We start from the raw sequence: 22,919 nt of genomic DNA, 5'->3' as shown, positions 1-22,919 counted from the left end.
CCGGTAAGGAGTTTAGTTCCTTACCGGTTTATTTATTGTTGATGGACTTGTATGGAACCAGACAATTTCCAATTGATCTCCGTTACGAATTTCATCGTAAAACGTAACTTCCTGTTTATTGCGCATAAGATGAAAACCACCCGGATTTTCCTTTGGTAATTCTACTTCAATGTATTTAAAAAGATCTTGAAAAATAAAAGAGGATACTTTTTCGCGTTTTATTTGTATGGACTCTCGATTTAAAAGAATATCTGTTTCACTTAAGATCGTATCTCCTCTATATACCGTATAGGATTTATTAGTTAAAGTAAGTGGTTGATTATTAAAAGTTACAGAGATCTGATTTCCCGCATCGGTATGATAGACAGCTATTAAATCTTTGACCGTTACCGGATTTCTGCGGATTAAGGTAAGATGATCACGATCGGATATCCGATGAGTAAACGACACAGCCTTGCCGTTAACATAGACGGAACCTGATAATGAAGGGAAGCTTTCTTGTTGGCCATTGATAAATAGGTGGAACGACATAAGTTCATCCAATATAGAATCCAATCCAGCAAACTTCAATGCCTCTTGTACGGTATCCGGCATTTTAAATAGAATCTGATCCCCATCGTGTACTTCCTCATGGCCAACAGCAGGAAATCCGTTAATGAATAAGGAGCACGGTATATCGTATTCTTGTTCATTTATAAAAATTTTTCTGCTAGGCAGTTCATCAAGTAATTCACTTAAACTAACAGAGGTTTCTGTGCCATCTTTCCCTTTTTCTATCCATAATTGATCTCCCGGAGTTAATGCAGCATCCAATGGACAGTATCCCTTATTTTTTTTAATTAGAGGTGGTTCGCCGTGACTACCTGGTATCGTAATATTTCTGCCGTTAATACTTACGACCTTTGGATCCCCAGGTTTCCCGTAAAGCTTTGTTAGCTGCAGTCCTGCCGCTAGCAAGGCATCTCCTATGGTCAGTTGTTTTAAATCAAATAAACGAACAGGAATACCATTAACCTCAACAGAGACATAATGAATAGGATTTACTTCTGAAGAAATGGCAATTCCAATCGGGGTAACCAACTCAGGTCCCTTTTTAAGTTCAGTCTCCAATTCTAAATGGTTAATAGCGTCTATTCCACGCAGAGCGACTCTATTGGCAGGCAGGTTTAATTTCTCTGCCAGAATATCGGGTAAACGAGGTGTTAAGCTACCTCCACCAATCAGCATAACAGCTTGAGGAGGCTTGGCATTATTCAAACGTAAAATTTCCTGACTAATGGAATCTGCTAACTTTTCAATGGCAGGATAGATGGCTGTAATCATATCTTCCTTTGGTATCTCCGATTCAAAACCGAGAATATCCTGAATGTTAATCCATTCATTTTCAGTAATGGATCGCTTGACCTCTTCTGCCTTTGGAAAATCAAGTAAATACGTATCGCTAATCTCTTCTGTTATTTCATCTCCTGCGACCGGGACCATTCCGTAAGCGATGATGGTTCGATCATCCGTGATTGCTATATCAGATGTTCCGGCTCCAATGTCAACGAGGCAAACGTTCAGTCTTCTCATAGAAGGAGGTATAAGAACATGAATAGCGGCAATTGGTTCTAGAGTAAGGGCTTCGAGTTCAAGATTAACTCTTTTCAAAGCGGCAAATAAGGATTCAACAACCACCCTGGGGAGGAAAGTAGCAATAATTTCTGCCTCGGCCAAGTCCCCTTTTTGATCAAGTAAATTACCAATCTCTTGTCCATCAAGATAATAGTGAAGGACGGAATAGCCTACACAGTAATAATGAAAATTATTTAGGATATCTTCTTTTTCAGCCACCTTAAATTGGGCTTGTTGTACAGCAGCTAATTCAAGATGGATACGGTCATCGGCAGAAAGAATAGGCTTGCCTGTTATGTTTATAGAAGATCTCCCAATCTCTGTGCGTAAAGCACGTCCTGCCGCTGCTACGCATACTTTAGTAAGAGGGCCGTGCTTTTTCTCTAATGTAAGCTTAATATCGAGTATAACGTTGGAGACAGCGATGACATCATGAATTTGTCCATCCAGCATGGCACGTTCGGTATGTTCTCTTATTAATACTTCTGTAACCACATATTTATCCAGGCGTATTTCTAATATAATTCCTACGACTGAGCGCGTTCCAATATCGAGAGCAAAGATTTTTTTAGTCAAGGATTCGTCTCTCCTTTTACGCTTTAATACTTAAAAGCGGTTTATGGTTAAAGGTTTAATAGTGACAACTTGGTTTTAATCCGTTATAATAGTTTCAATTATATACTGAAATGTAAAATATTTTACTAAGCGGGTTCGAAATTTTTATAATTTGTTACGAGCCATGCTAAAACTCGGGAAGCAGAACAGAGAGGATGAGTGATATTGAGTAATAAGGAATTGAATGAATTAAGAGATCAATTGGATAATTTAAATCTACAATTATTACAGCTTATTAACGAAAGAGGAAAAGTTGTACAACAAATTGGTGAATTAAAAGGGAAACAAAGCCAATATCGTTTCGATCCTGTCAGAGAAAGAGAAATGCTTAATACACTTATCCAAAATAACGATGGACCGTTTGAAAAATCAACGATTGAACATATATTTAAAGAGATTTTTAAAGCAAGCCTTGAATTACAGGAGGACGACCATCGTAAAGCGCTGCTTGTTTCCCGTAAGAAACATCCAGAAGATACGATTATTGATATAAAGGGTGAGAAGGTTGGTAATGGACAAGCATCTTTTGTATTTGGCCCTTGTGCGGTAGAATCTTATGAACAAGTAGCGACAGTGGCAAAAGCTGTTAAGGATAAAGGATATAAATTACTTCGAGGCGGAGCATATAAACCACGAACATCACCTTATGATTTCCAGGGCTTAGGAGAAGAAGGATTGAAAATCCTGAAAAGGGTCGCTGATGAATTCGACCTGGCTGTCATAAGCGAGATCGTAAACCCAGCAGATATTGAGACTGCGGTTAAGTATATTGATGTCATCCAAATCGGTGCACGCAATATGCAAAACTTTGAATTACTTAAAGCGGCGGGAGCGGTTAATAAACCCGTTCTGCTAAAAAGAGGGCTGGCAGCAACGATTGAAGAGTTTATTAATGCAGCTGAATATATAATGGCACAGGGAAATGGTAATATTATATTGTGTGAACGCGGTATTCGGACATATGAAAAGGCTACAAGAAATACACTGGATATCTCAGCGGTACCTATTCTAAAAAAAGAAACTCATTTACCTGTATTGGTGGATGTAACGCATTCTACAGGACGTAGGGATTTGTTAATTCCGGCAGCTAAGGCTGCTTTGGCAATCGGAGCAGATGGCGTTATGGCCGAAGTTCATCCAGATCCGGCGGTTGCCCTGTCTGATTCAGCACAACAAATGGACTTCGACCAGTTTGATACCTTTGTAAAAGAGATAAAGCAATTCACTCAAAATACCGGTATTAGAGTATAATAAAAAGAGCTGCTTACCCTAGCAGCTCTTTTTCATTCATCTATCATTACATAAAAAGATTGGGGAATTCATCTTTTGAATAAATCTAAGAGAGATCCATTCTAGGTGTGAGTTGTATAATGATGTTTAGGCAGATACAGTCTTGCAAAGAAAAGAAGGATCAGCCTCGGTGAATAAAATTAAAATACATGTTCAGTTATGTATACAATAGTAAGAATATTAATAAAGTGTTTATTTGCACGAATTTAGAGGGTAGAGTATTATAATAACATACTAAATGGTACTTAATTCAATACTATTAGGGTAAGATAAGAGAGAGTTGGGCGGTGTAAAAAATGAATATTACAATTTATGATGTAGCGCGGGAGGCTAGTGTCTCTATGGCTACTGTATCACGGGTTGTCAACGGTAATCCAAATGTGAAACCGGCAACACGTAAAAAAGTAAATGAAGTAATTGAAAGACTTGGCTACAGACCAAATGCCGTGGCACGTGGACTGGCAAGTAAAAAAACAACAACAGTTGGGGTTATTATTCCGGATATCTCCAGTATTTTTTATGCGGAGCTGGCAAGGGGCATAGAAGATATTGCCACCATGTATAAATATAATATTATTTTAAGCAATTCTGATTCAAATGAAGATAAAGAAATGCATTTGATTCAAACCATGCTGGGGAAACAGGTGGATGGACTTGTCTTTATGAGTTCCAATATTACGGATCAACACATTGAAGAGTTTAAAAGATCGTCCGTTCCGATTGTATTGGCTGGAACAATTGAAGATTCAGCTCAAATTCCATCTGTTAATATTGATTATGAACAAGCAGTAGTAGATGTCATAACATCCTTTGCTGAAAAAGGACATAAGAAAATTGCGATGGTATCAGGTCCTTTACAGAATGCAATTATAGAGAAAAAAATGTTGCCGGGATACCGTAAAGCATTAGAAGCAGCTAATCTTCCATACAATGAGGAGTATGTAGTGGAAACAGACTCAACATATGATGATGGTATTGAAGCTTTAAACCAATTAATGGAATTAGAAGATAAGCCGACCGCTATTTTTGTCATTTCAGATGAAGCTGCTCTTGGTATCATCCATGCAGCACAGGATAGAGGAATCTCTATACCGGATGATCTTGAAGTAATAAGCTCTGACAATACGAGATTATCTTTAATGGTGCGTCCGCGTCTAACCACAGTTGTTCAGCCTTTATATGATATTGGTGCTGTTTCAATGCGTTTGTTGACAAAGTTAATGAACAAGGAAGAGGTGGATGAATCCACTGTGATTCTACCATACAGAATTGAAGAAAGAGACTCAACAAAATAAAAATAAAAAAAAGCTGAGCCATTTTGTGAATTTTCCTACAAATGGTTCAGCTTTATTTAATATAGTGGTTTGTATACATGGTATTTTAGTCCTCATCTTTTGGTGTGTGTAGCATGATGCTTGTGACCAGTTTTATAAGCTTTAGTTAAGTAATGAAAGTTTGTCCGTGGTTTATCCTATAAAGTAAACCTAATGATTTGCCGTATCAATAAAGGTTATGAGATGGTGTAAAGTGCCTTGTCCAAGGTCTTCGCATTCTTTTCTGTGATTTCAGCTTTCCGAGGAATAGGCTTATACATATCAGGTGGATCTTCCCATGTACTTGGTAATGCCACAGGTGCTAAAGCTGACCAATGATTATTCCATTCCTTTGGCAACTGACCTGAACGATTAGGGTTATTGGTCATTTCAAGCCAAATTAAGGACCATGCACGGGGTACTACTCTCCATATATCATAACCTCCGCCTCCAACTGCAATCCATTTTCCTTGGCAGTATTGGTGCGCAAGCTTATGGGCCAGCATAGGTATATATTGATAAATAGCTGTAGTGGCAGATAGATGTGTTAAAGGATCATAGTAATGGGCATCCGCACCATTTTGCGTTAGAATAACGTCTGGTCGGAAAAATTCAATAACAGCCTGAAAGGATTTCTCATAACAATCGAGCCAGGATTCATCTTCTGTAAAGGCATCAAGAGGGATATTAAATGAATAGCCATACCCTTTACCATTCCCCCGCTCAGTAATATTACCGGTTCCCGGGAATAAGTAACGCCCGGTTTCATGAATAGAAAGGGTGCAAACAGAAGGATCATCATAAAAAGTCCATTGAACCCCGTCTCCATGATGGGCATCCGTATCGACATAAAGTACTCTTGCGTTATATTTTTTCTGCATATACTTAATAGCAACAGAGCTGTCATTATAAATACAAAATCCAGAGGCTTTACCTCTAAACCCATGGTGCAAACCGCCGCCTAGATTCAAAGCATGCTGGGCACGGCCTTCCATTACTTCATCAACGGCAGACAATGTACCTCCAACAAGCCAGGCACTTGCCTCATGCATTCCGGGAAATATAGGTGTATCTTCAGTGCCAATCCCATAATTTAATGCTTTATCAGAATCTAGTTTACCTTGGCCAGCTAATTTAACAGAATTGATGTATTCCAGATCATGCACTAGACTTAACTCTTCATCAGTAGCCATTCTTGGTTTGATACAATCTTCTTCTTTAAGGGCATCCATCTTTTTTAATAAATCCACTGTTATTTGCAGACGTTTTTGGTTGAAAGGATGTTCATCATTAAATTTATAGGAAAGTAAATCGGATGAATAAATAAATGAAGCTTCCTTCATAGGTTGTTCTCCGGAATATTCGGCCACAATACCTCATATCCGGCCGATTTTAGCCCTTGAACGATTTTAAGAGGATTCATTGTTTGAATTCTCAGGACCAGAACTTTAAAAGCAGGGTCTTCATTATACGGATAAATAAAAATGCTATTCACATTTGAATTTTGCCCTTTAATAACTTCCGCAATTTCACTGAGGGTTCCGGGTGTATTGGTGACTTTTACTTCTATTTGGGAGGCAGGCTGATTGGCACCTGTCAGTTCTACATACGTGTGCAGAAGATCAGTTTCCGTAACGATTCCAACTAATTTATTCTCCTTGATTACGGGCATACAGGATATCTTTTGCTCATAAAATACAAAGGCAATTTCTTCAACAAAATCAAGTGGATGTGCGGTATAGACATCGGTAATCATGATATCGCTTACTGGTTTTAAAAGATCCTCCTTGTATTCATCTAAATGATAGATAGATGGAGTTGCAGAGCGGATATCTACATCACATAAAAGGCCGATTAATTGCTGTGCATCATCTACAATAGGTATATGCCTGATTTTTTTTTGTTTTACCAGGTCAATTGCCTGCTGGAGTGTGGCGTTATTCTGTAGTGTAATTACATCTTTGATCATGATATCTTCAATAATCACTAGTATCCCCCCTTAAGATCAATAAATGGTGTGTGTTAATACATATACCGATTCATGAATCTTAATTGATCGAATCTTTGAATGCTTTCTTTATCTACATTTTTTCCGATTCTGGCCATTAAACAATTAGCCGGATGAGAGCAAATTTCAGGGTCATCGGTAGCATACCATTCCAATCCACCCGCACTCATCATTCTCTCCATCATTTTCCGGTATTCCCATACATTTAAGCCGCTTCCTTTTAAATCCCAATGCCAATAATATTCTGTTGTAATAATAATATAATTTTCCATCCACTCATCCATCATAGCTACCCGAAGTAGATTTTTTCCAACTGAACAGCCGCGATATTCACGGATGACTTCAATAGCGCCCAGTTCAATCAGATCTTCCATTTTCCCCTCTGACCATCGCTCAAGAGGGTCAGGATATAAATAGGTAACGTATCCAATAATCTCATCACGATCCCTTGCGATAATAATTCGGCCTTCAGGAAGGCTGCTAATTTGGATTAAAGCCTTATGTTGTTTTTCGGGAATTCTAAAGGCTACAAGGCCTTCATGAAAATGAAGATCCTCCAATTGATTATGAGAGACTGGACCCTCAATAACAAGCGGCCCACGAGGCGTTTTAAATTCTTTCGAATAATATGTTTTTTTATGCTCCATTCATACACCACCCAGGTCACATTTTAAAGCTATTATACAGTACTTTAAAATCTGTAAACGATTCATGTTATGAACTTTTTACGTCATCAGTAGTGGAAATTAAGAAACCTCTTTGGGCTATTTTCTGATGAAAGATTGTATTTTCTTAAAAGACACTACAATTAACAAAATTGTAACATATTGGTGTAAGTTATTAAATATTTTAAAAATTGAGATAAAATGGATTTTATACTATACTATCACTATATTATCTTTGATCAGGGGGGAATAATTATGAAACTGGAAGCGCTTTCTGTTGAAAAAGGGGATTATAATTTAGCGAACTATGAGGAAACTTATAGATCATTTGACTGGAAGGATGTAGAACAGGAATTCTCTTGGCATACCACGGGAAAAGTGAATGCAGCATACGAATGTATTGATAGACACACTGAAAATTTCAGGCGCAATAAGGTAGCATTATATTATAAAGACCCTAATCGCTATGAGAAGTATACATATAGTGATATGAAAGATTTATCGAATAAGGCAGGAAATGTACTGAAGGAATCCGGCCATGTAAAAAAAGGTGACAGGGTATTTATTTTTATGCCAAGATCACCAGAATTGTATTTTATTGTTCTTGGTGCTATTAAATTAGGAGCTATTGTTGGACCTCTATTTGAAGCATTCATGGAAGGAGCGGTTAAAGACCGCCTAGAAGACAGTGAGGCAAGTGTAATTGTCACAACTCCTGAATTAGTCTCCAGAATACCTGCAGATGAATTGCCAAATTTAAAACATATTTTTGTAGTTGGCGATAAAGTTGAAGAGAATGGTAAATATATTGATTTTAACGATAAATATGAAAAAGCTTCAAAAAAATTAGAGATAGAATGGGTGGATCGTGAAGATGGTTTGATTCTCCATTATACGTCCGGTTCTACAGGAAAGCCAAAGGGCGTTCTGCATGCTCATAATGCCATGATTCAACATCTGAAAACGGGGCAATGGGTTCTTGATTTAAAAGAAGAGGATGTTTATTGGTGTACAGCAGACCCAGGTTGGGTTACAGGGACGGCTTACGGAATATTTGCACCGTGGCTGAATGGAGCTTCTTCCGTTGTAACAGGTGGCCGATTCAGTCCTGAAGCCTGGTATCAAACAATTGAGGATTTCCATGTGACCGTTTGGTACAGTGCTCCAACCGCATTTCGTATGTTGATGGGAGCTGGGGATGAGATTGTAAAACAATATGATTTATCGAGTCTTCGTCATGTACTCAGTGTTGGGGAGCCTTTAAACCCTGAAGTTATTAAATGGGGGCAAAAAGTATTCTCAAAACGGATTCACGATACATGGTGGATGACAGAAACTGGAGCACAGCTGATTTGTAATTACCCTTGTATGGAGATAAAACCTGGCTCTATGGGGAAACCGGTACCTGGAGTAGAGGCTGCGATTGTGGACGACCAAGGGAATGAGTTGCCGCCTTACCGAATGGGTAATTTAGCGGTTAAAAAAGGATGGCCATCTATGATGAGGCAAATCTGGAATAACCAACAAAAATATGAATCCTATTTTATGCCATCTGGATGGTATGTCTCAGGGGACTCTGCTTATATGGATGAAGATGGCTACTTTTGGTTCCAAGGAAGAATTGATGATGTTATTATGACTTCTGGAGAACGGGTAGGACCATTTGAGGTTGAAAGCAAATTGGTTGAACATCCGGCTGTTGCTGAAGCCGGAGTAATCGGAAAACCGGATCCAGTACGAGGGGAAATCATTAAAGCGTTTATTGCCCTTAGATCAGGATACGAGCCTTCGGATGAACTAAAAGAAGAAATTAGGCTATTTGTTAAACAAGGGCTTGCTGCTCATGCTTCACCAAGAGAGATTGAGTTCAAGGACAAGCTGCCAAAAACACGCAGCGGTAAAATTATGCGAAGGGTATTAAAAGCCTGGGAGCTTGAATTGCCTACAGGTGACTTATCAACAATGGAAGATTAAAAACAAGGGTGTTTATAAGGTTTCGATGACCTTATGAACACCTCTTTTTATTTTCTATTAAGCCTCAGCCTATATATTTTTAATTATAGGGAAAAAGATAATGAATATTAAACTGGTAAAGTTTCAAGAAATCTTTTTTTGAGGATTATTATAGCCTTGTATGAAATGAGAAGGTTATGGCTCAAATAACAGAACATTCGATTTCTTTTGAGGAAGCTCAAGTAAATTTTCATAAGTTAGTAGAGTGTAATGAGAAATATAAAAACGAAAACTTTGGTACATATAAAATCTTTGACAATGTTGGTGAATTTATTGGACTGAGTCATGTAGAAGAATGGCTTAAAGAAGCTGAAATTGGATATAGAATATTGCCAAAATATTGGAGTTTAGGCTATGGAACGGGAATTGCCAAAACATTAATCGAAAAAGCTAAGAAATCAAAATTGAAGAAACTAAAAGCAATTATCGACCCAACTAATATCCCTTCGAGAAAAATTTAAATTAGCTTTGGATTTAGAAGCGAATATGGTTTGTACGATCGATGAATTACCAGGGGAAATCATGTGTAAAAATTTGATGTAGATTTACTATCTTGTATTTGTATACCTGTATGTATATAACTTTTCAGCCATAAAGCTTGTTATTAAACCGATAAGGATGGGTACGAATGACCCTATTGAAAGATAGAACTCATTTGAAACATTTCTGTATTCATATTGCATCTGTAACCAAGATATAATAAACAGATGTCCAAGAAAATAAAGTAGGATGGTTGTCACTATAAACGACCCAAAAGTCACGATAAAACTTTTTATCTGCATATCATTATCCTCCAATCGAACTATTTACATATTTTACCTGTAAATATTCTCCTACACAACCAAAAAATCTAAAAGTAACAATTTTTATTATACGATTATCTTAGAATATAGAAAAAGGCTGTTCCAAGTCTGGTTAAATCGACATGGAACAGCCTCTAATTTTATTCTTCTTCTTCTGAATTTTCCACAGGTACTGGCTCTTCAGCAGGTACTGGCTCTTCAGCAGGTTCTGTTTCTTCGTTCACTTTTGGCTCTTTCTTATCTGTAGTTTCTTTCTTGTCATTTGTTTCTTTTTTATCTGTTATTTTTGTAGTTTCTTTCTTATCTGTTGACGTATCTTTTTTGACTTCTTTAGCTTTAGGCTCTGCTTTATATTCAATCATGGAGGATGGGGCAGATTCTTTACCTGCTATATCCACTGCAGTAATGTAATACTTTCCTTTACCATCCGTTTTATAGCTGAGCGAGTCATTCCCTTTGATACTGGCCACTTTGCTGCCATTTGCGTATACACGGTAGCCGACTATATCAGAATCTCCAGGAGAACTCCAGCTAATGACATTCTCTTTTGAAGTAACTGATGGTGCTCCAGGAGCTTTTCCATTATCATTCATTTTCGAACCACTAACGATCATATTTTCAAAATCAGACCCTTTTGGCGTCATACTTGATTTATCAATAAGGTATTTTGCACCTGTAACGCCAGAAAAGTCAGCATTGACAACAAGACCAGTTTCAGTAAATTCCTGTGGTGTAGAATCGAGTGCTACATATTTCTTCCCATTAATGAATACATATTTCTCACTTGATGTCGGCAGGTTGCCGATACCAGAGGAAGGAAGATACTTGGCATTAAAATAATCAGATTTTGCGAGTCCGGCATCTGCACAGGACTTGGAAGCTAACGACCCAGTCAGCGTACAATAGGATCTGGTTACAATTCCACCTGGCATTTGGTGCCGTTTTGAAGTTCCGATTAAATTAGGCTCAACATCATAAGCAGAATTGATTAACTGTGCCCATAAGGATTGATTTCGTTTTGAATAGCTCATACCTGATGTATCTACAGAGCCATTAGAATCGTATCCCATCCAAACGCCAAATGTTACATTCGGATTGGTTGCGACCATCCAAGCATCCTTGTAATCCTGACTCGTACCTGTTTTGCCGGCCCAATCGGCTGAAAACTTCAATTTACTATTTAAGCCGGCTGCTGTACCGGAGCTGATGACATCTCTCATCATATCAATTGTTAAATAGGCTGTTTGTGGACTAAAGACTTCTGTCTTCGCCGCTTTATGTTGATAAATGGTTTTTCCATTCGAATCTACTATTTTATCAATCATATAGCTATCTACGAATTGTCCGCCATTTGCAAATGTAGCGTAGGCATTCGTATTCTCTTCTACGGTTACCCCTCTGGTTAATGCCCCTAATGACATGGCAAGGTTTGTATAATCCGCCTTTTCTAAGGAGCTGAAGCCCATTTTTTCAAGATAGGTTACCGGGTTGCGATTAATGATTTCAGCGTATTGCACCGCTGCCGGTATATTATAGGATCGTTTTAATGCTTCACGTGCAGTGGAGATACCAGTAATTCCGCCGCCAGCATAGTTTCCTGGACTCCAACCACGAATACTTACAGGCGCATTGACCAAGGTTTTACCAGGATAAGAGACTCCATATTCCATGGCTGGCGCGTAAACAAGCAATGGTTTCATCGTAGATCCATTGGAACGAATAGCTGATGTAGCATGGTTTAGTTGCTCGCGTTCAAAATCACGGCCTCCAACGAAGCTGAGAATTTTTCCGGTAGTGTTTTCAATCAACATGGCGCCAACTTCAATTGGTTCATTCTCTATATAGGTTTCTCCAGTATCGGGATTCTTCTTGGTCACTTGTCTAGTACCCTGATAATATGGGAAACTCTCAGTGACCTGTTTCATATTGTCATACATTTTTTTATTAATAGTTGTATGGATTTGATAGCCATTTTGTCGAATCGCTTGATCGGCTAACGTGTAATATTGCTTATAAAGATTGTCGTCTTTTTCTAAATCTTTATTTGAAAGACCATCTTGCTTTGCCAATATCGGCATCATAATTTCAATTGCTCTTTTTTCTACTTCATAGGTTAAGAATGGGTATTTTTCAGTAGGGTATGCCTGTTTTTTGGCAAAGTCTTTCGTAATATCATATTTTAATGCAGTTTCATACTCTTCTTTTGTAATGGCATCATTTGTATACATTCTTTTCAGAACAGTTTTCATACGGTTAATACCAGGAGTAAGGTCTTCCTTCAATTCACCAGATTGAGTAAATGGTGTATAAAGGTATGGATTTTTTGGCAATCCTGCAATAAAGGCTGCTTGCGGCAGAGTTAAATCTTTCGCATTTACGCCAAAAATACCGTCCGCTGCCGCTTGGACACCGGCAATATTACGGCCAGAGGAATTACGGCCAAATGGCGAAATATTAAGATAGGATTCTAGAATTTCATCTTTCTTCATGAATTTCTCAAGACGTAGTGCCAACAGAATTTCCTTAGCTTTACGATCAAAGGAAACCTCATTTGTTAATATTTGCTGTTTAATTAATTGCTGTGTTAGTGTGCTTCCTCCTGATTGGACAGAAGAATTGGTCACTTCTTGTAGTAAAGCTCGAATAATGGCTTTAGGTACCACACCTTCATGCTCATAAAAATAGGTATCCTCTGTAGAAATTAATGCTTTTTTGACATGATCAGAAACATTTTCTAGTTTAACTTCTTCGCGCTCTAAATCTGACCGCATCTTTCCCATATATACATTGCCTGCAAAATAAATCTCAGATGTTTCTTCATAATTGGACATACTCGATACGAGCTGCTCTTTACTTCGGATCGGTTCATCCTTTACCATTGATGCAAAGTAACCGGCCCCAACGCCGCCTGCAAAAGCAATCCCAATCATAGAAACAATCAGGAAGATCAACACATAATTCCAAATAACATGATAGGATATACGTGCATTTCGCTTTACAGCTGGCTTGGTTATGTAGTCATACAATGGTGCAAGCCTTTCTTTAAGTTTTATAAATATATCTTTCATTTATTCACTCTCCCAACAAATCACATACATTATAGCACAAGCTATGGTTTTGGTAGGTATAGTTTCATTCTAATAACAAACAATACAATTATTGGGTTTGACAAGTAGCTTGCTATTATGGTAAAAAAAGCATAACCTATAATTTATAGTTGATGCGTTTGACAGGATCTCAGTAGTTAGTCCGCCAATGTTATAGAGAGCCGGTGGTTGGTGTAAACCGGTACAAGCGGAATAATGAATTACCTCCTCGAGCAGCATTCGGGAAAGCTTTGTATAAAGCTGTGTAGCGAATGCCGGAACCTTTCCGTTAAAAGGATAAGCGGCGAGACAGTTGTCATGTTTCGCAAGTTGGGTGGTACCGCGATAGTTAATCGTCCCTTCATTTTAATGAAGGGGCGTTTTTTTATATTATTTTAAATAGTAAGAGGTGGAGAATGATGAATATTTTAGATGATTTGCGTTTCAGAGGTCTGGTAAATCAATTTACTGATGAAGAGGGTTTGGAAAAATTATTACAGGAAGAAAGCGTTAAATTATATGCCGGTTTCGATCCAACCGCGGATAGCTTGCACATAGGCCATTTGCTGCCTATTTTAATCCTGAGACGCTTCCAGTTAGCTGGGCACCAGCCAATCCCATTAGTTGGCGGAGCAACAGGAATGATTGGAGATCCGAGTGGTAAAAAGGCAGAGCGTACGTTAAACACGGAGGATGTTGTTCATCAATGGACTGCACGCATCAAAGATCAACTTTCCCGTTTCCTTGATTTTGAAACTGGCGAGAATAAAGCAATCATGGCCAATAACTATGACTGGATTGGCAATATGAACTTAATTACCTTCCTAAGGGATATTGGTAAAAACTTTGGTCTTAACTACATGCTTGCAAAAGATTCAGTACAATCTCGTATTGAATCAGGTATTTCATTTACCGAATTTAGCTACATGATTATGCAATCTCTTGATTTCCTTAAGTTATACGAAACACAAGGTTGCCGTTTGCAAATCGGTGGAAGTGACCAGTGGGGAAATATTACGGCAGGACTGGAATTGATTCGTAAAACGAAGGAAGATGCAAAAGCATTTGGTTTAACAGTTCCACTTGTTACGAAATCAGACGGGACTAAATTTGGTAAAACAGAAGGCGGAGCGATATGGTTAGATCGTGAGAAAACGTCTCCTTATGAGTTCTACCAATTCTGGATTAATACAGATGATCGTGATGTTATTAAATACATTAAATACTTTACATTCTTAAGCAAAGAAGAAATTGAAGCGCTGGAGAAAGAAGTTGCTGAAGCTCCGGAAAAACGTGCGGCTCAAAAGGCGCTTGCTGAAGAAGTAACTAAGCTTGTACATGGGGAAGAAGCTTTACAACAAGCCATCAATATCTCTAAGGCATTATTCAGCGGGGATATTAAACAACTATCTGTAGAAGAAATTCGCCAAGGCTTCAAGGATGTTCCGAGTTTTGAAGTTAGCAGCAATGAAGAATTATTATTGGTAGATTTACTTGTAAATGCAAAAATTTCTTCCTCTAAACGTCAGGCGCGTGAGGATATCACAAATGGTGCTATCTACATCAACGGAGAAAGAGTCACAGACCTTACTCATACGATGACAGAGGCTGATAAATTAGAAGGACAATTTACGGTAATTCGCCGCGGTAAAAAGAAATATACACTGATCCAATACGTTTAAGAATGAATCAAAGAGGGCTGTCTATCTGACAGCCCTTTTATTGTAGGGAACAAGATAAAGGTTTTCTTAACGTCTTTGTGGAGGATTTATACCTCTCCTGTTGAACTTCTTAGAGTGGTAGGGGAGCAGAAGGATACAGTGCTGAGAATATACTTAATAAGTATAGAAACGAATGTGATTTTTGTTTTGGAGGTGGGTCTATGAGTCAAAAAAGAAATTTAGTGTTATTTATTGCTTCTAGTTTAGATGGATATATCGCCACAAAGGATGATTCTCTTGAATGGCTATTCAATGTTGAAGGTGAAGGTGATAATGGATTCACTGAGTTTTATGAAAAAGTCGATACCGTTTTACTTGGTAAACGGACTTATGACTGGCTTATGAAACAAGATCTAGAGGAATATCCATATAAAGATAAAGAGTGCTATGTATTTACAAGGTCTTCAATGAAGGATACCAAAGATGTGAAATTTATTAATGAAGATGTAACTAAATTTATTGATAAACTTAAAAAACAAGATGGCAAGAACATATGGATTGTCGGTGGGGGAGAATTATTACATGATTTCATGAAAGAAAAATTGGTGGATGAACTCATCATAACGCTTGCACCAACTATACTTGGCAGTGGTATTCTGTTATTTAAAGAGGGGGATTATCAAGTAGACCTTACATTGAAGAGGGTGAGAAATTTTAATCAGTTTGCAGAACTCCATTATGTCATTAAAAACAAATAAGGGGTGTTATTAACGGAGGTTGCATTTTTTATCATGGGCTGTTGATCATCTCCTTTTTGTTTTATAGAGAGGGCAGGATAACGGAATAAGACAATCTTATTTAATCATATCTTAGGAAAAATGATTTGGGTGTGATAACTAAGTGAAGACACAAAATCAATTTATTTTCTATACCATTAAAGCTTCAACAATTAAAAAATATTTGATTCTAGATTTTATCGCAGGTACTGGTATTTATTATGTATTAAAAATCCTTTCATCTAGCGTTTTGGTCGGGATTTTAGGCAGTATTTTTTGCACGGAAGGCATTAAAAGATTACCAAGCAAACAGATACGTTGATCAAAAAAAGGATGAACGTTTAAACTAATAAATGCTTTTCTCTTAATGATGGGCTGTGGTATCAGCTCTTTTTTTTATGCGACGAAGATATAAGGAAGTAAGCGCAGTTTCTTATGCTGTGTTGCAAGCCAAACCTCTACCTGAACATAAACCAATGGCAGCTACTTTGTAAAAAAGAGAAGAGAAAAAGGGTACATCAGTTTTTTTAGGAACTATCGAAGAAGAGAAGAATAGTAGGGAACTCCAAAATACTATGGAGTTCTCTTTTTTTTTACTTTAAAAATCAACAGTATCCTTTAATAGAGCTTTTGTAAAAAATACTATATTAAAGACATCTACTTCTACTAATTTTTCTTAGTTTTCATTAATTCTTATAAGCGTGAATTCCAGGAAATAACTATTATTAAGAGGTTTTTCAACGTTCAAGTAAGCTAAGAAATGATAAATGAATAAAGAAATGGAAATTAAAACATTATATTGAAATAATGTTATTCGGGAAATAAAATAAAGATGATTAAAATTTAGCGGAGGAGAAGAAAATGAACAAACTTTTTAGTTTATTACTCGCACTAGTAATGGTAATCAGTGTATTAGGATGTTCTAATCAGTCTGATAAAGCTGAAGATAAAACATCTCCTGATGATGTATTTGTCGAGGAATTTAGTAAAGCTATTAACGATAGATGGGCAGAACAGGATAAGCTAGATGATTCTGAAAAAGATGAAAAATATTATGAAAAAAATGTTAAGATTTTAGAAAAAGAATTGGAGACGATAGAGAAAAGCCTCTCTAATGTTGAAGATAAAGAGTTAAAAGAATTAGGCAATCAGTATGTTGAAGGTGCTAAATATCAAATCGAAATGTTTAAAACAGATGATTGGGAGTTACAATTGGAGTATGGAGAGAAATCAGAAAAACTGAGAAAACCTGCACTTATAAAATTAGTTGATGAATATAATGTAATAATTGAAGAAGAATTTCAACAAACGTATAAAGACTTCAAGCAACAAGCAACCGTGATCGAGAATGAAAACGAAGCTAATAGCTATGCAGAGGAACTTAGACAAGAAATCGTATTCAAGAAAACAACAGATGAATATGGTGATCTTATGTATACTGCAATTGTTGAGAATACATCTAATTTTGAATTTGAATCACTTCATTATGATGTACAATTTAAAGATAGCGATGGTATCGTAGTTGGTAATGATTCTATTTATCTTGAAAATTTCACACCAGGAACAAAACAAAAAGTTGAACTAACGTACCTTCCAGAAGATACAGCAACTTTTGAATTATCGTTAGACTATCTTACGCTAAAATAAGTAATAAACAAAAAAATTAGCTCCTGATAAATTCGTAGCAAGATGCAAAAGGAACTCCATAATTAATATTGAAGAAAAAACTATGAAAAGCATTAGAAGAAATTCTAATGCTTTTTTTATAAGGATTTATTAATTTAATATTGTTTTTATATAAAATTAAAATCCAGCGTTTATCCACAATTTTTAGCTTAACCAACTATTTGGAGAATTATTGAGGGTATTTAAAAATAGAAAACAAATAAAAACCCTAGAACCATAAGGTTTCTAGGGTTTTTATATACGCTATTTACTAAGCGTATTAATTAACGAGAGTAGAACTCAACGATAAGAGCTTCGTTAATTTCAGCTGGTAATTCAGAACGCTCTGGTAAGCGAGTGAAAGTACCTTCTAACTTTTCAGCGTCGAAAGTTAGGTAATCAGGAACGAAGTTGTTAACTTCGATTGCTTCCTTGATGATATCAAGGTTACGGGATTTTTCACGTACGCCGATAACTTGACCAGGAGCTAAACGGTAAGATGGGATGTCAACGCGACGTCCATCAACCAAGATGTGTCCGTGGTTTACAAGCTGACGAGCTTGACGACGAGTACGAGCTAAACCTAAACGGTAAACGATGTTATCAAGGCGAGAATCAAGAAGAACCATGAAGTTTTCACCTTGTTTACCAGGTAATTTAGCAGCACGATCAAAGATTGTGCGGAATTGACGTTCGTTCACACCGTACATGTGACGAAGTTTTTGTTTTTCTTGCAATTGCAAACCGTATTCGGAAAGCTTTTTGCGTTGGTTAGGACCGTGTTGTCCTGGAGCGTAAGGACGCTTTTCTAATTCTTTACCTGTACCGCTTAGGGAAATACCTAAACGACGGGATAATTTCCAGCTTGGACCTGTATAACGAGCCATAAGAGGACTCCTCCTTGAATGTTTTTATTTTTGTAAAATAAAAACCGCTGTTTACAAACATTACTGCCATTTCATTTTCATGTACCTTCGCCCTAGCAGCAGCGGGTTACAAGATACACCTCTTGTTAGAGGAATGAAATGAACACATAAAGATGTGAACATAAGCTGCGATATTTTACACAAAGAGTATTGTATAACTAATTGGAACATAAGTCAAGGGATTCTCTGGATTGGGAATGATACAAATCAATGTACTCTCCAAAGGTAAAATAAAAAAAGTCATTATTATTGAAAGAAAGTAGTGCTTATTTTAGCATATATTGGTAAAATAGGTATAAAGTATTAGTTTTAAAAAATCTATCTAATTCCATGGAATCATGGGATGAAAGATAACCACAGGTGTTGATTAATGTGATGGTAGATAATCAATTGAGTCTGAATTGGGAATTAAAAATAAAAAGCATATTTGTAGACTGTATGATTGAAGATGATAATGATCTCTTTTTAGGAAGATTTACAAATAAAATGGTAGACTTCTTGCTGGAATTGCTAATGGTGGATGAGATCGCGTGTTATTTTAACGACCCATGGAAAGAAAGGGTTTACTTGGAAAAGGTAGCTTCAGTGACGGGTCGTCAAAATCAATTTGCTAACAAAATAGCGCTTGATACAGTGCTGAATTCATCGCGAAAAGAATTGTGCGAGGAAGCGTGTTTATCCTTAAATAATACCTCAAATGCTCTTGGTATTCCCTTATATTACAATGGCGAATTACTGGGACTGTTTGTCGTTCTTTCTGAAAATAGAGAGATAAGAAGTGAAACTAGAATTGATTTTTCTGAACTGAAGAATGTAATAGGAGAATTGCTTTATAAAGCAATCGATATTTCAAATAGAAAAAAAGAAGAGAAACGGTATAAGCTCTTGCAAAGGATTACAACTGAGTTTCATTCCTCAATGAATATGCATTCCGTTTTGGTTGAGGTAATTGAAACGCTGCGTGAAGTATACCCCTCTTTTGTGTATTATTTATTAATGTCACAGGATAGTGATCATACATTAAATCTTCCGATCAAAAGTCTTGAAATGGACGGGGAGAATTTATCAGCCATGCAGGCTTACGTTTCTGGCTGTGTTCAAATTGAGGATGCAATAGAAATGAATAATTCTGTTTTGTATGCTCCTTTATTAGGGAAGCAGGGAGTCTATGGTGTTTTACAGGTCATTACACCAGAAACAGTTATCTTCCCGGATAATGAGATTGAATTTATCTCACTATTAGCTAATACAGCAGGAGGAGCACTTGAAAACGCTCAATTATATGAGCAGTCGAAACGTTTAATTGCCGATTTACGTTTAATTAATGAAACATCTCATCGTCTTAATTCTAATTTAAGACTTAGTGAAACCGTTAGTTATATGAAAAAACAAATTAACAAATCTTTTCTGGCGGATGAAGTTGGCTTTTTTATGATTAATAATAGACAGGCAAAACTTGTGCCAGGAAGTTCACCTTTTTTCAATGAAGACGCATCTAAATACTATGTTCAATATGTTAAAGCCAGCTTGGAACAAGATCGAGAAGCTTTGTATATTGGGGACATGGATTCCGATAAAGTCGGGCAGGATGGCTACTATAAATCACTAATGGCTTTTCCGATGATTCATAGTGGGAAAATGGATGGATTTTGCATCGTCCTTCATCGAACCCCGTATCATTTTACATTTGATATGTTTAAATTAATGCAATCTTTAATTCATCATTCTTCTATGGCTTTTGTTAACTCTATTTTAAGAGAAAAACTAGAAAAGATGGTGATCACAGATTATTTAACAGGTCTATATTCGAGAAATTATCTTGAAGAAAGAATGCTTGAATTAATTCATTCTGAAACTGAAGGAACTTTTATATTAATTGATATCGATGACTTCAAACTGACAAATGATACATATGGACATCAAACGGGGGATGAAGTCCTTATTCAGGTGGCAGATTTAATTAAAAATAGTATTAGAGAAACGGATATAGGTACTCGATGGGGAGGAGAAGAGTTAGCCATTTTCCTTCCGAAAGCAACGAGAAGTACGGGAGAGGCGGTTGCGGAGAGGCTAGTTGAAACAGTAAGGAAAGAAACCAATCCCCCGGTTACCATCTCATGTGGAGTATCCTATTGGGAATCCAATCAGAATACAAATAATACAATTAAAACTCTTTTCCAACGGGCAGATGACGCCCTGTATTCAGCTAAAAGATCGGGTAAAAATCAAGTAGTTGTTTCCAGTTGATAGAAAAAGGGCTAAGCCGGAAAACGGAGCTTAGCCCTTTTGTTTATTAGATGGATTGAACTAGTGTATCAACAAATAGCTTTAAACCAATTTCATCTTCTTCATCAAAGCGGTTCTTTGATGGACTGTCTATATCGAGTACACCGATAAGACGGCCATCTTTCAGTATTGGCAGCACTATTTCTGACTGAGACGCAGCATCACAGGCAATGTGTCCGGGAAATTGATGAACATCCATGACTCTGAGTATCTCTTTATTTTCAGCTGCTGTTCCGCAAACTCCTCGACCTAAAGGAATTCGTATGCAGGCTGGTAGACCTTGAAATGGACCAAGAATAAGCTGCTCCTCCTCATAAAGATAGAACCCTACCCAGTTTACATCATCTAAAAATTGATTCAATAAGGCGGATGCATTGCTCAAATTGGCTATTAAATTTGTTTCCCCTTCAATTAGTGCTTTAAGTTGTTTTACGACCAATTGATAGTTTTGTGATTTTGGTTTTGTATATTTTTCGGCTTGAAACATCATCATTCTCCTTTCCTTGTCATCCCTCTTGAGAATAACATCTAACCATAGTCAGTATTGGTTTTTTTGTCGATAAGTTATTGAAGGATAAGTCCCCTAAAAGAAGAACTAGTTCATATAAGGGAAATCCGGTGAAAGACCTGTTTGGCATGTAAAGACAGTTTTTATTATCCAACATTCTTAATAAAATGATCATCAAAGGGAGAAATGAATTTATGGATAAATTATCTACTAAAAAAGATGATATTTTTGAAGCGGCTGTCTATTTATTCTATATGAAGGGCTACTCGGCCACTTCAATCCGGGACATTGCCCGTCGTGCTGGAGGTAATTCAGCTAATATTGCGTACCATTTTCAGCATAAACAAGGACTTTTGGAATATTGCTTTACAGATTTTTTTGAAGGTTATACGAAAGGAATTGAGAGTATAGCTGAGCAACTTCCTATAATTGGTCCCAGAGAATGTATCTTAAAGTATACCAAATTTTGTTTGCGATATTACAGAGATAAGTACTTGTTAACTCGTCTTGTATTAAGAGAAATTTCAGTAGACTCAAGTTTGAACAGAGAAATATATACCACGTATTTATCGAAAGAAAAATTCTATATTAATTTATTTCTTGATGCCGGAATGGATAGCGGTGAATTAAAAAAGGTTAATTCGTCTATGTTCGTTATGAAGCTAAAAGCTTTGCTGAATGAACCCTTTATTCAGGCCCAGTATTTCATTGAGGTTTGGCAACTATTCCCGAACGAATTATACTTTATAAACACCTATCAAATAGAAATTGAACGTTTTCTTAAAGACTGTTTATTTGAGGACCGCAATTGTCCGGTTCCTAGCTGATCGGATGCTCAACGATTTATCGTAAGTCAAAGATTTTAGGATCTAGTGTATCTAATCCTCTCCCAAGATCCATTGGGTGGTGAGCGTCAGACCCATAACAGAGAGGAATCCCCATGTTTATCGCTGTTTGAATAAAAGGGATGGGGGGATATATTTCACCACATAAGGGTTTAAAAAGACCTGCAGTATTTACATCCAGTTCATACCCTTGTTCTTTTATTAATGAAAGGATCGGCAGTAAATAGGACTCTATATTCTCTTTGCTTGGGAACTTTTTCTGGAACTTTGTTATCAAAGAAATATGGCCAATCCGTTTAGGCTTAAATGGGCCCAAATCACTTATAATCGATTTTTGAAGGGTTTGGTAATAGGCTTTATATAATAAATCGACAGACTGATACTGTTTAATCATCGTACCAAATTCTATCTCGCTGTAATCCAGGCAGAACCATTGGTTTTGATTCTTTAAAAAATGAACAGATAGGATGGAATCGTCCAAATAAGGACCAATTTCATTAAGAAATTTTTTTGTTTCACTTTCCCAGCCTTCTATGTAGTCCATTTCCAGCCCGATATTAATGGTAATCTTCGCTTCATACTTCTGTTTATAGCGCTTTATTTCCTCTATATATGTGAATAACTCTTCCATTTGGATGGCACTATCACGTGTAGGTGCCGGATCGATGAATCCTTTAGGTAAAGGAGCGTGTTCTGTAAAGGTAATTTCTTCATACCCTAGGTCAATTGCTTTTTCGATATAAGCAGAAATAGGTTCATCTGTTCCGTGTGGGCAATATGGGGTATGTACATGTCCGTCCTTTATCCTCATATAAAAGGCCTCCTTTTCGACATATTTTTTTAAT

17 protein-coding genes and 1 other annotated feature are annotated in these 22,919 nt (G+C 37.0%); of the genes, 9 read left to right on the top strand and 8 right to left on the bottom strand.

Translation table 11 applies throughout. From position 1 onward, the window contains the following. Window positions 1-12 precede the first annotated feature (12 nt). Window positions 13-2,190 (bottom strand): cell division FtsA domain-containing protein, encoded by a 2,178-nt coding sequence (locus AC58NB_RS05780; RefSeq protein ID WP_497425867.1) that lies wholly within the window; start codon window positions 2,188-2,190, stop codon window positions 13-15. Window positions 2,191-2,394: 204 nt separating this feature from the next. On the opposite strand from AC58NB_RS05780, the gene AC58NB_RS05775 reads away from it, so the two are divergent. Together AC58NB_RS05775 and ccpA are read left to right on the top strand one after the other, a co-directional pair. Continuing rightward, on the top strand, window positions 2,395-3,480 hold the full coding sequence (locus AC58NB_RS05775; RefSeq protein WP_497425866.1) for a bifunctional 3-deoxy-7-phosphoheptulonate synthase/chorismate mutase: 1,086 nt from the start codon (window positions 2,395-2,397) through the stop codon (window positions 3,478-3,480). 335 nt (window positions 3,481-3,815) lie between these two features. Next, on the top strand, window positions 3,816-4,814 hold the full coding sequence (gene ccpA, locus AC58NB_RS05770; protein ID WP_497425865.1) for a catabolite control protein A: 999 nt from the start codon (window positions 3,816-3,818) through the stop codon (window positions 4,812-4,814). A 215-nt stretch (window positions 4,815-5,029) separates the two neighbouring features. On the opposite strand, the gene AC58NB_RS05765 is transcribed toward ccpA, so the two are convergent. The 3 genes from AC58NB_RS05765 to AC58NB_RS05755 are packed head-to-tail and all read right to left on the bottom strand — an operon-like array spanning window position 5,030 to window position 7,487. Further along, entirely contained in the window at window positions 5,030-6,175 is a 1,146-nt protein-coding gene (locus AC58NB_RS05765) for an acetoin utilization protein AcuC (protein ID WP_497425864.1), read from the bottom strand. Continuing rightward, a complete protein-coding gene (locus AC58NB_RS05760; RefSeq protein ID WP_497425863.1) occupies window positions 6,172-6,819 on the bottom strand; it encodes an acetoin utilization AcuB family protein in 648 nt (215 codons plus the stop codon). The genes AC58NB_RS05765 and AC58NB_RS05760 overlap by 4 nt, the downstream gene beginning before the upstream one ends. A gap of 35 nt (window positions 6,820-6,854) precedes the next feature. Beyond that, window positions 6,855-7,487 (bottom strand): GNAT family N-acetyltransferase, encoded by a 633-nt coding sequence (locus tag AC58NB_RS05755; protein WP_497425862.1) that lies wholly within the window; start codon window positions 7,485-7,487, stop codon window positions 6,855-6,857. A 273-nt stretch (window positions 7,488-7,760) separates the two neighbouring features. Between AC58NB_RS05755 and acsA the strand changes: the two genes are divergently transcribed. After that, window positions 7,761-9,479, top strand: a complete 1,719-nt coding sequence (gene acsA, locus AC58NB_RS05750; RefSeq protein ID WP_497425861.1) for an acetate--CoA ligase — start codon at window positions 7,761-7,763, stop codon at window positions 9,477-9,479. Window positions 9,480-9,655: 176 nt separating this feature from the next. Further along, on the top strand, window positions 9,656-9,979 hold the full coding sequence (locus AC58NB_RS05745; protein WP_497425860.1) for a GNAT family N-acetyltransferase: 324 nt from the start codon (window positions 9,656-9,658) through the stop codon (window positions 9,977-9,979). A 482-nt stretch (window positions 9,980-10,461) separates the two neighbouring features. On the opposite strand, the gene AC58NB_RS05740 is transcribed toward AC58NB_RS05745, so the two are convergent. Continuing rightward, the gene (locus tag AC58NB_RS05740) at window positions 10,462-13,389 is read right to left on the bottom strand and encodes a transglycosylase domain-containing protein (RefSeq protein ID WP_497425859.1); all 2,928 of its coding nucleotides are present in this window, start codon (window positions 13,387-13,389) and stop codon (window positions 10,462-10,464) included. A gap of 148 nt (window positions 13,390-13,537) precedes the next feature. Next, window positions 13,538-13,771, top strand: a binding site (T-box leader). Window positions 13,772-13,823: 52 nt separating this feature from the next. On the opposite strand from AC58NB_RS05740, the gene tyrS reads away from it, so the two are divergent. From tyrS to AC58NB_RS05725, 3 genes are all read left to right on the top strand, one after another. Next, window positions 13,824-15,089 carry a tyrosine--tRNA ligase gene (tyrS, locus tag AC58NB_RS05735; RefSeq protein ID WP_497425858.1) on the top strand — a complete coding sequence of 422 codons (1,266 nt, stop codon included), beginning with the start codon at window positions 13,824-13,826 and terminating at the stop codon, window positions 15,087-15,089. 200 nt (window positions 15,090-15,289) lie between these two features. After that, a complete protein-coding gene (locus tag AC58NB_RS05730; protein ID WP_497425857.1) occupies window positions 15,290-15,826 on the top strand; it encodes a dihydrofolate reductase family protein in 537 nt (178 codons plus the stop codon). 879 nt (window positions 15,827-16,705) lie between these two features. Beyond that, window positions 16,706-17,491, top strand: a complete 786-nt coding sequence (locus tag AC58NB_RS05725; protein ID WP_497425856.1) for an FxLYD domain-containing protein — start codon at window positions 16,706-16,708, stop codon at window positions 17,489-17,491. Between the two features lie 302 nt (window positions 17,492-17,793). Here the strand turns inward: AC58NB_RS05725 and rpsD are convergent, their stop codons facing one another. Continuing rightward, window positions 17,794-18,396: a 30S ribosomal protein S4 gene (gene rpsD / locus AC58NB_RS05720; RefSeq protein WP_497425855.1), complete on the bottom strand. Its 603-nt coding sequence runs from the start codon at window positions 18,394-18,396 to the stop codon at window positions 17,794-17,796. Window positions 18,397-18,810: 414 nt separating this feature from the next. On the opposite strand from rpsD, the gene AC58NB_RS05715 reads away from it, so the two are divergent. Next, complete coding sequence (locus AC58NB_RS05715; protein ID WP_497425916.1) at window positions 18,811-20,682, top strand: sensor domain-containing diguanylate cyclase; 1,872 nt, start codon at window positions 18,811-18,813, stop codon at window positions 20,680-20,682. A 46-nt stretch (window positions 20,683-20,728) separates the two neighbouring features. Here AC58NB_RS05715 and AC58NB_RS05710 read toward each other — a convergent pair whose 3' ends face one another. Then, a complete protein-coding gene (locus AC58NB_RS05710; RefSeq protein ID WP_497425854.1) occupies window positions 20,729-21,208 on the bottom strand; it encodes a GAF domain-containing protein in 480 nt (159 codons plus the stop codon). 215 nt (window positions 21,209-21,423) lie between these two features. On the opposite strand from AC58NB_RS05710, the gene refZ reads away from it, so the two are divergent. Beyond that, window positions 21,424-22,056, top strand: a complete 633-nt coding sequence (gene refZ, locus AC58NB_RS05705) for a forespore capture DNA-binding protein RefZ (protein ID WP_497425853.1) — start codon at window positions 21,424-21,426, stop codon at window positions 22,054-22,056. Window positions 22,057-22,072: 16 nt separating this feature from the next. On the opposite strand, the gene hisJ is transcribed toward refZ, so the two are convergent. Continuing rightward, window positions 22,073-22,885, bottom strand: coding sequence for a histidinol-phosphatase HisJ (gene hisJ, locus AC58NB_RS05700; protein ID WP_497425852.1), 813 nt, complete (start codon window positions 22,883-22,885; stop codon window positions 22,073-22,075). Window positions 22,886-22,919: the final 34 nt, after the last annotated feature.

The sequence above is a fragment of the Pradoshia sp. TA40_28 genome (assembly GCF_059694525.1).
The sequence above is the reverse complement of the archived record's forward strand: the minus strand, read 5'-3'. Positions and strand labels throughout refer to the sequence as shown.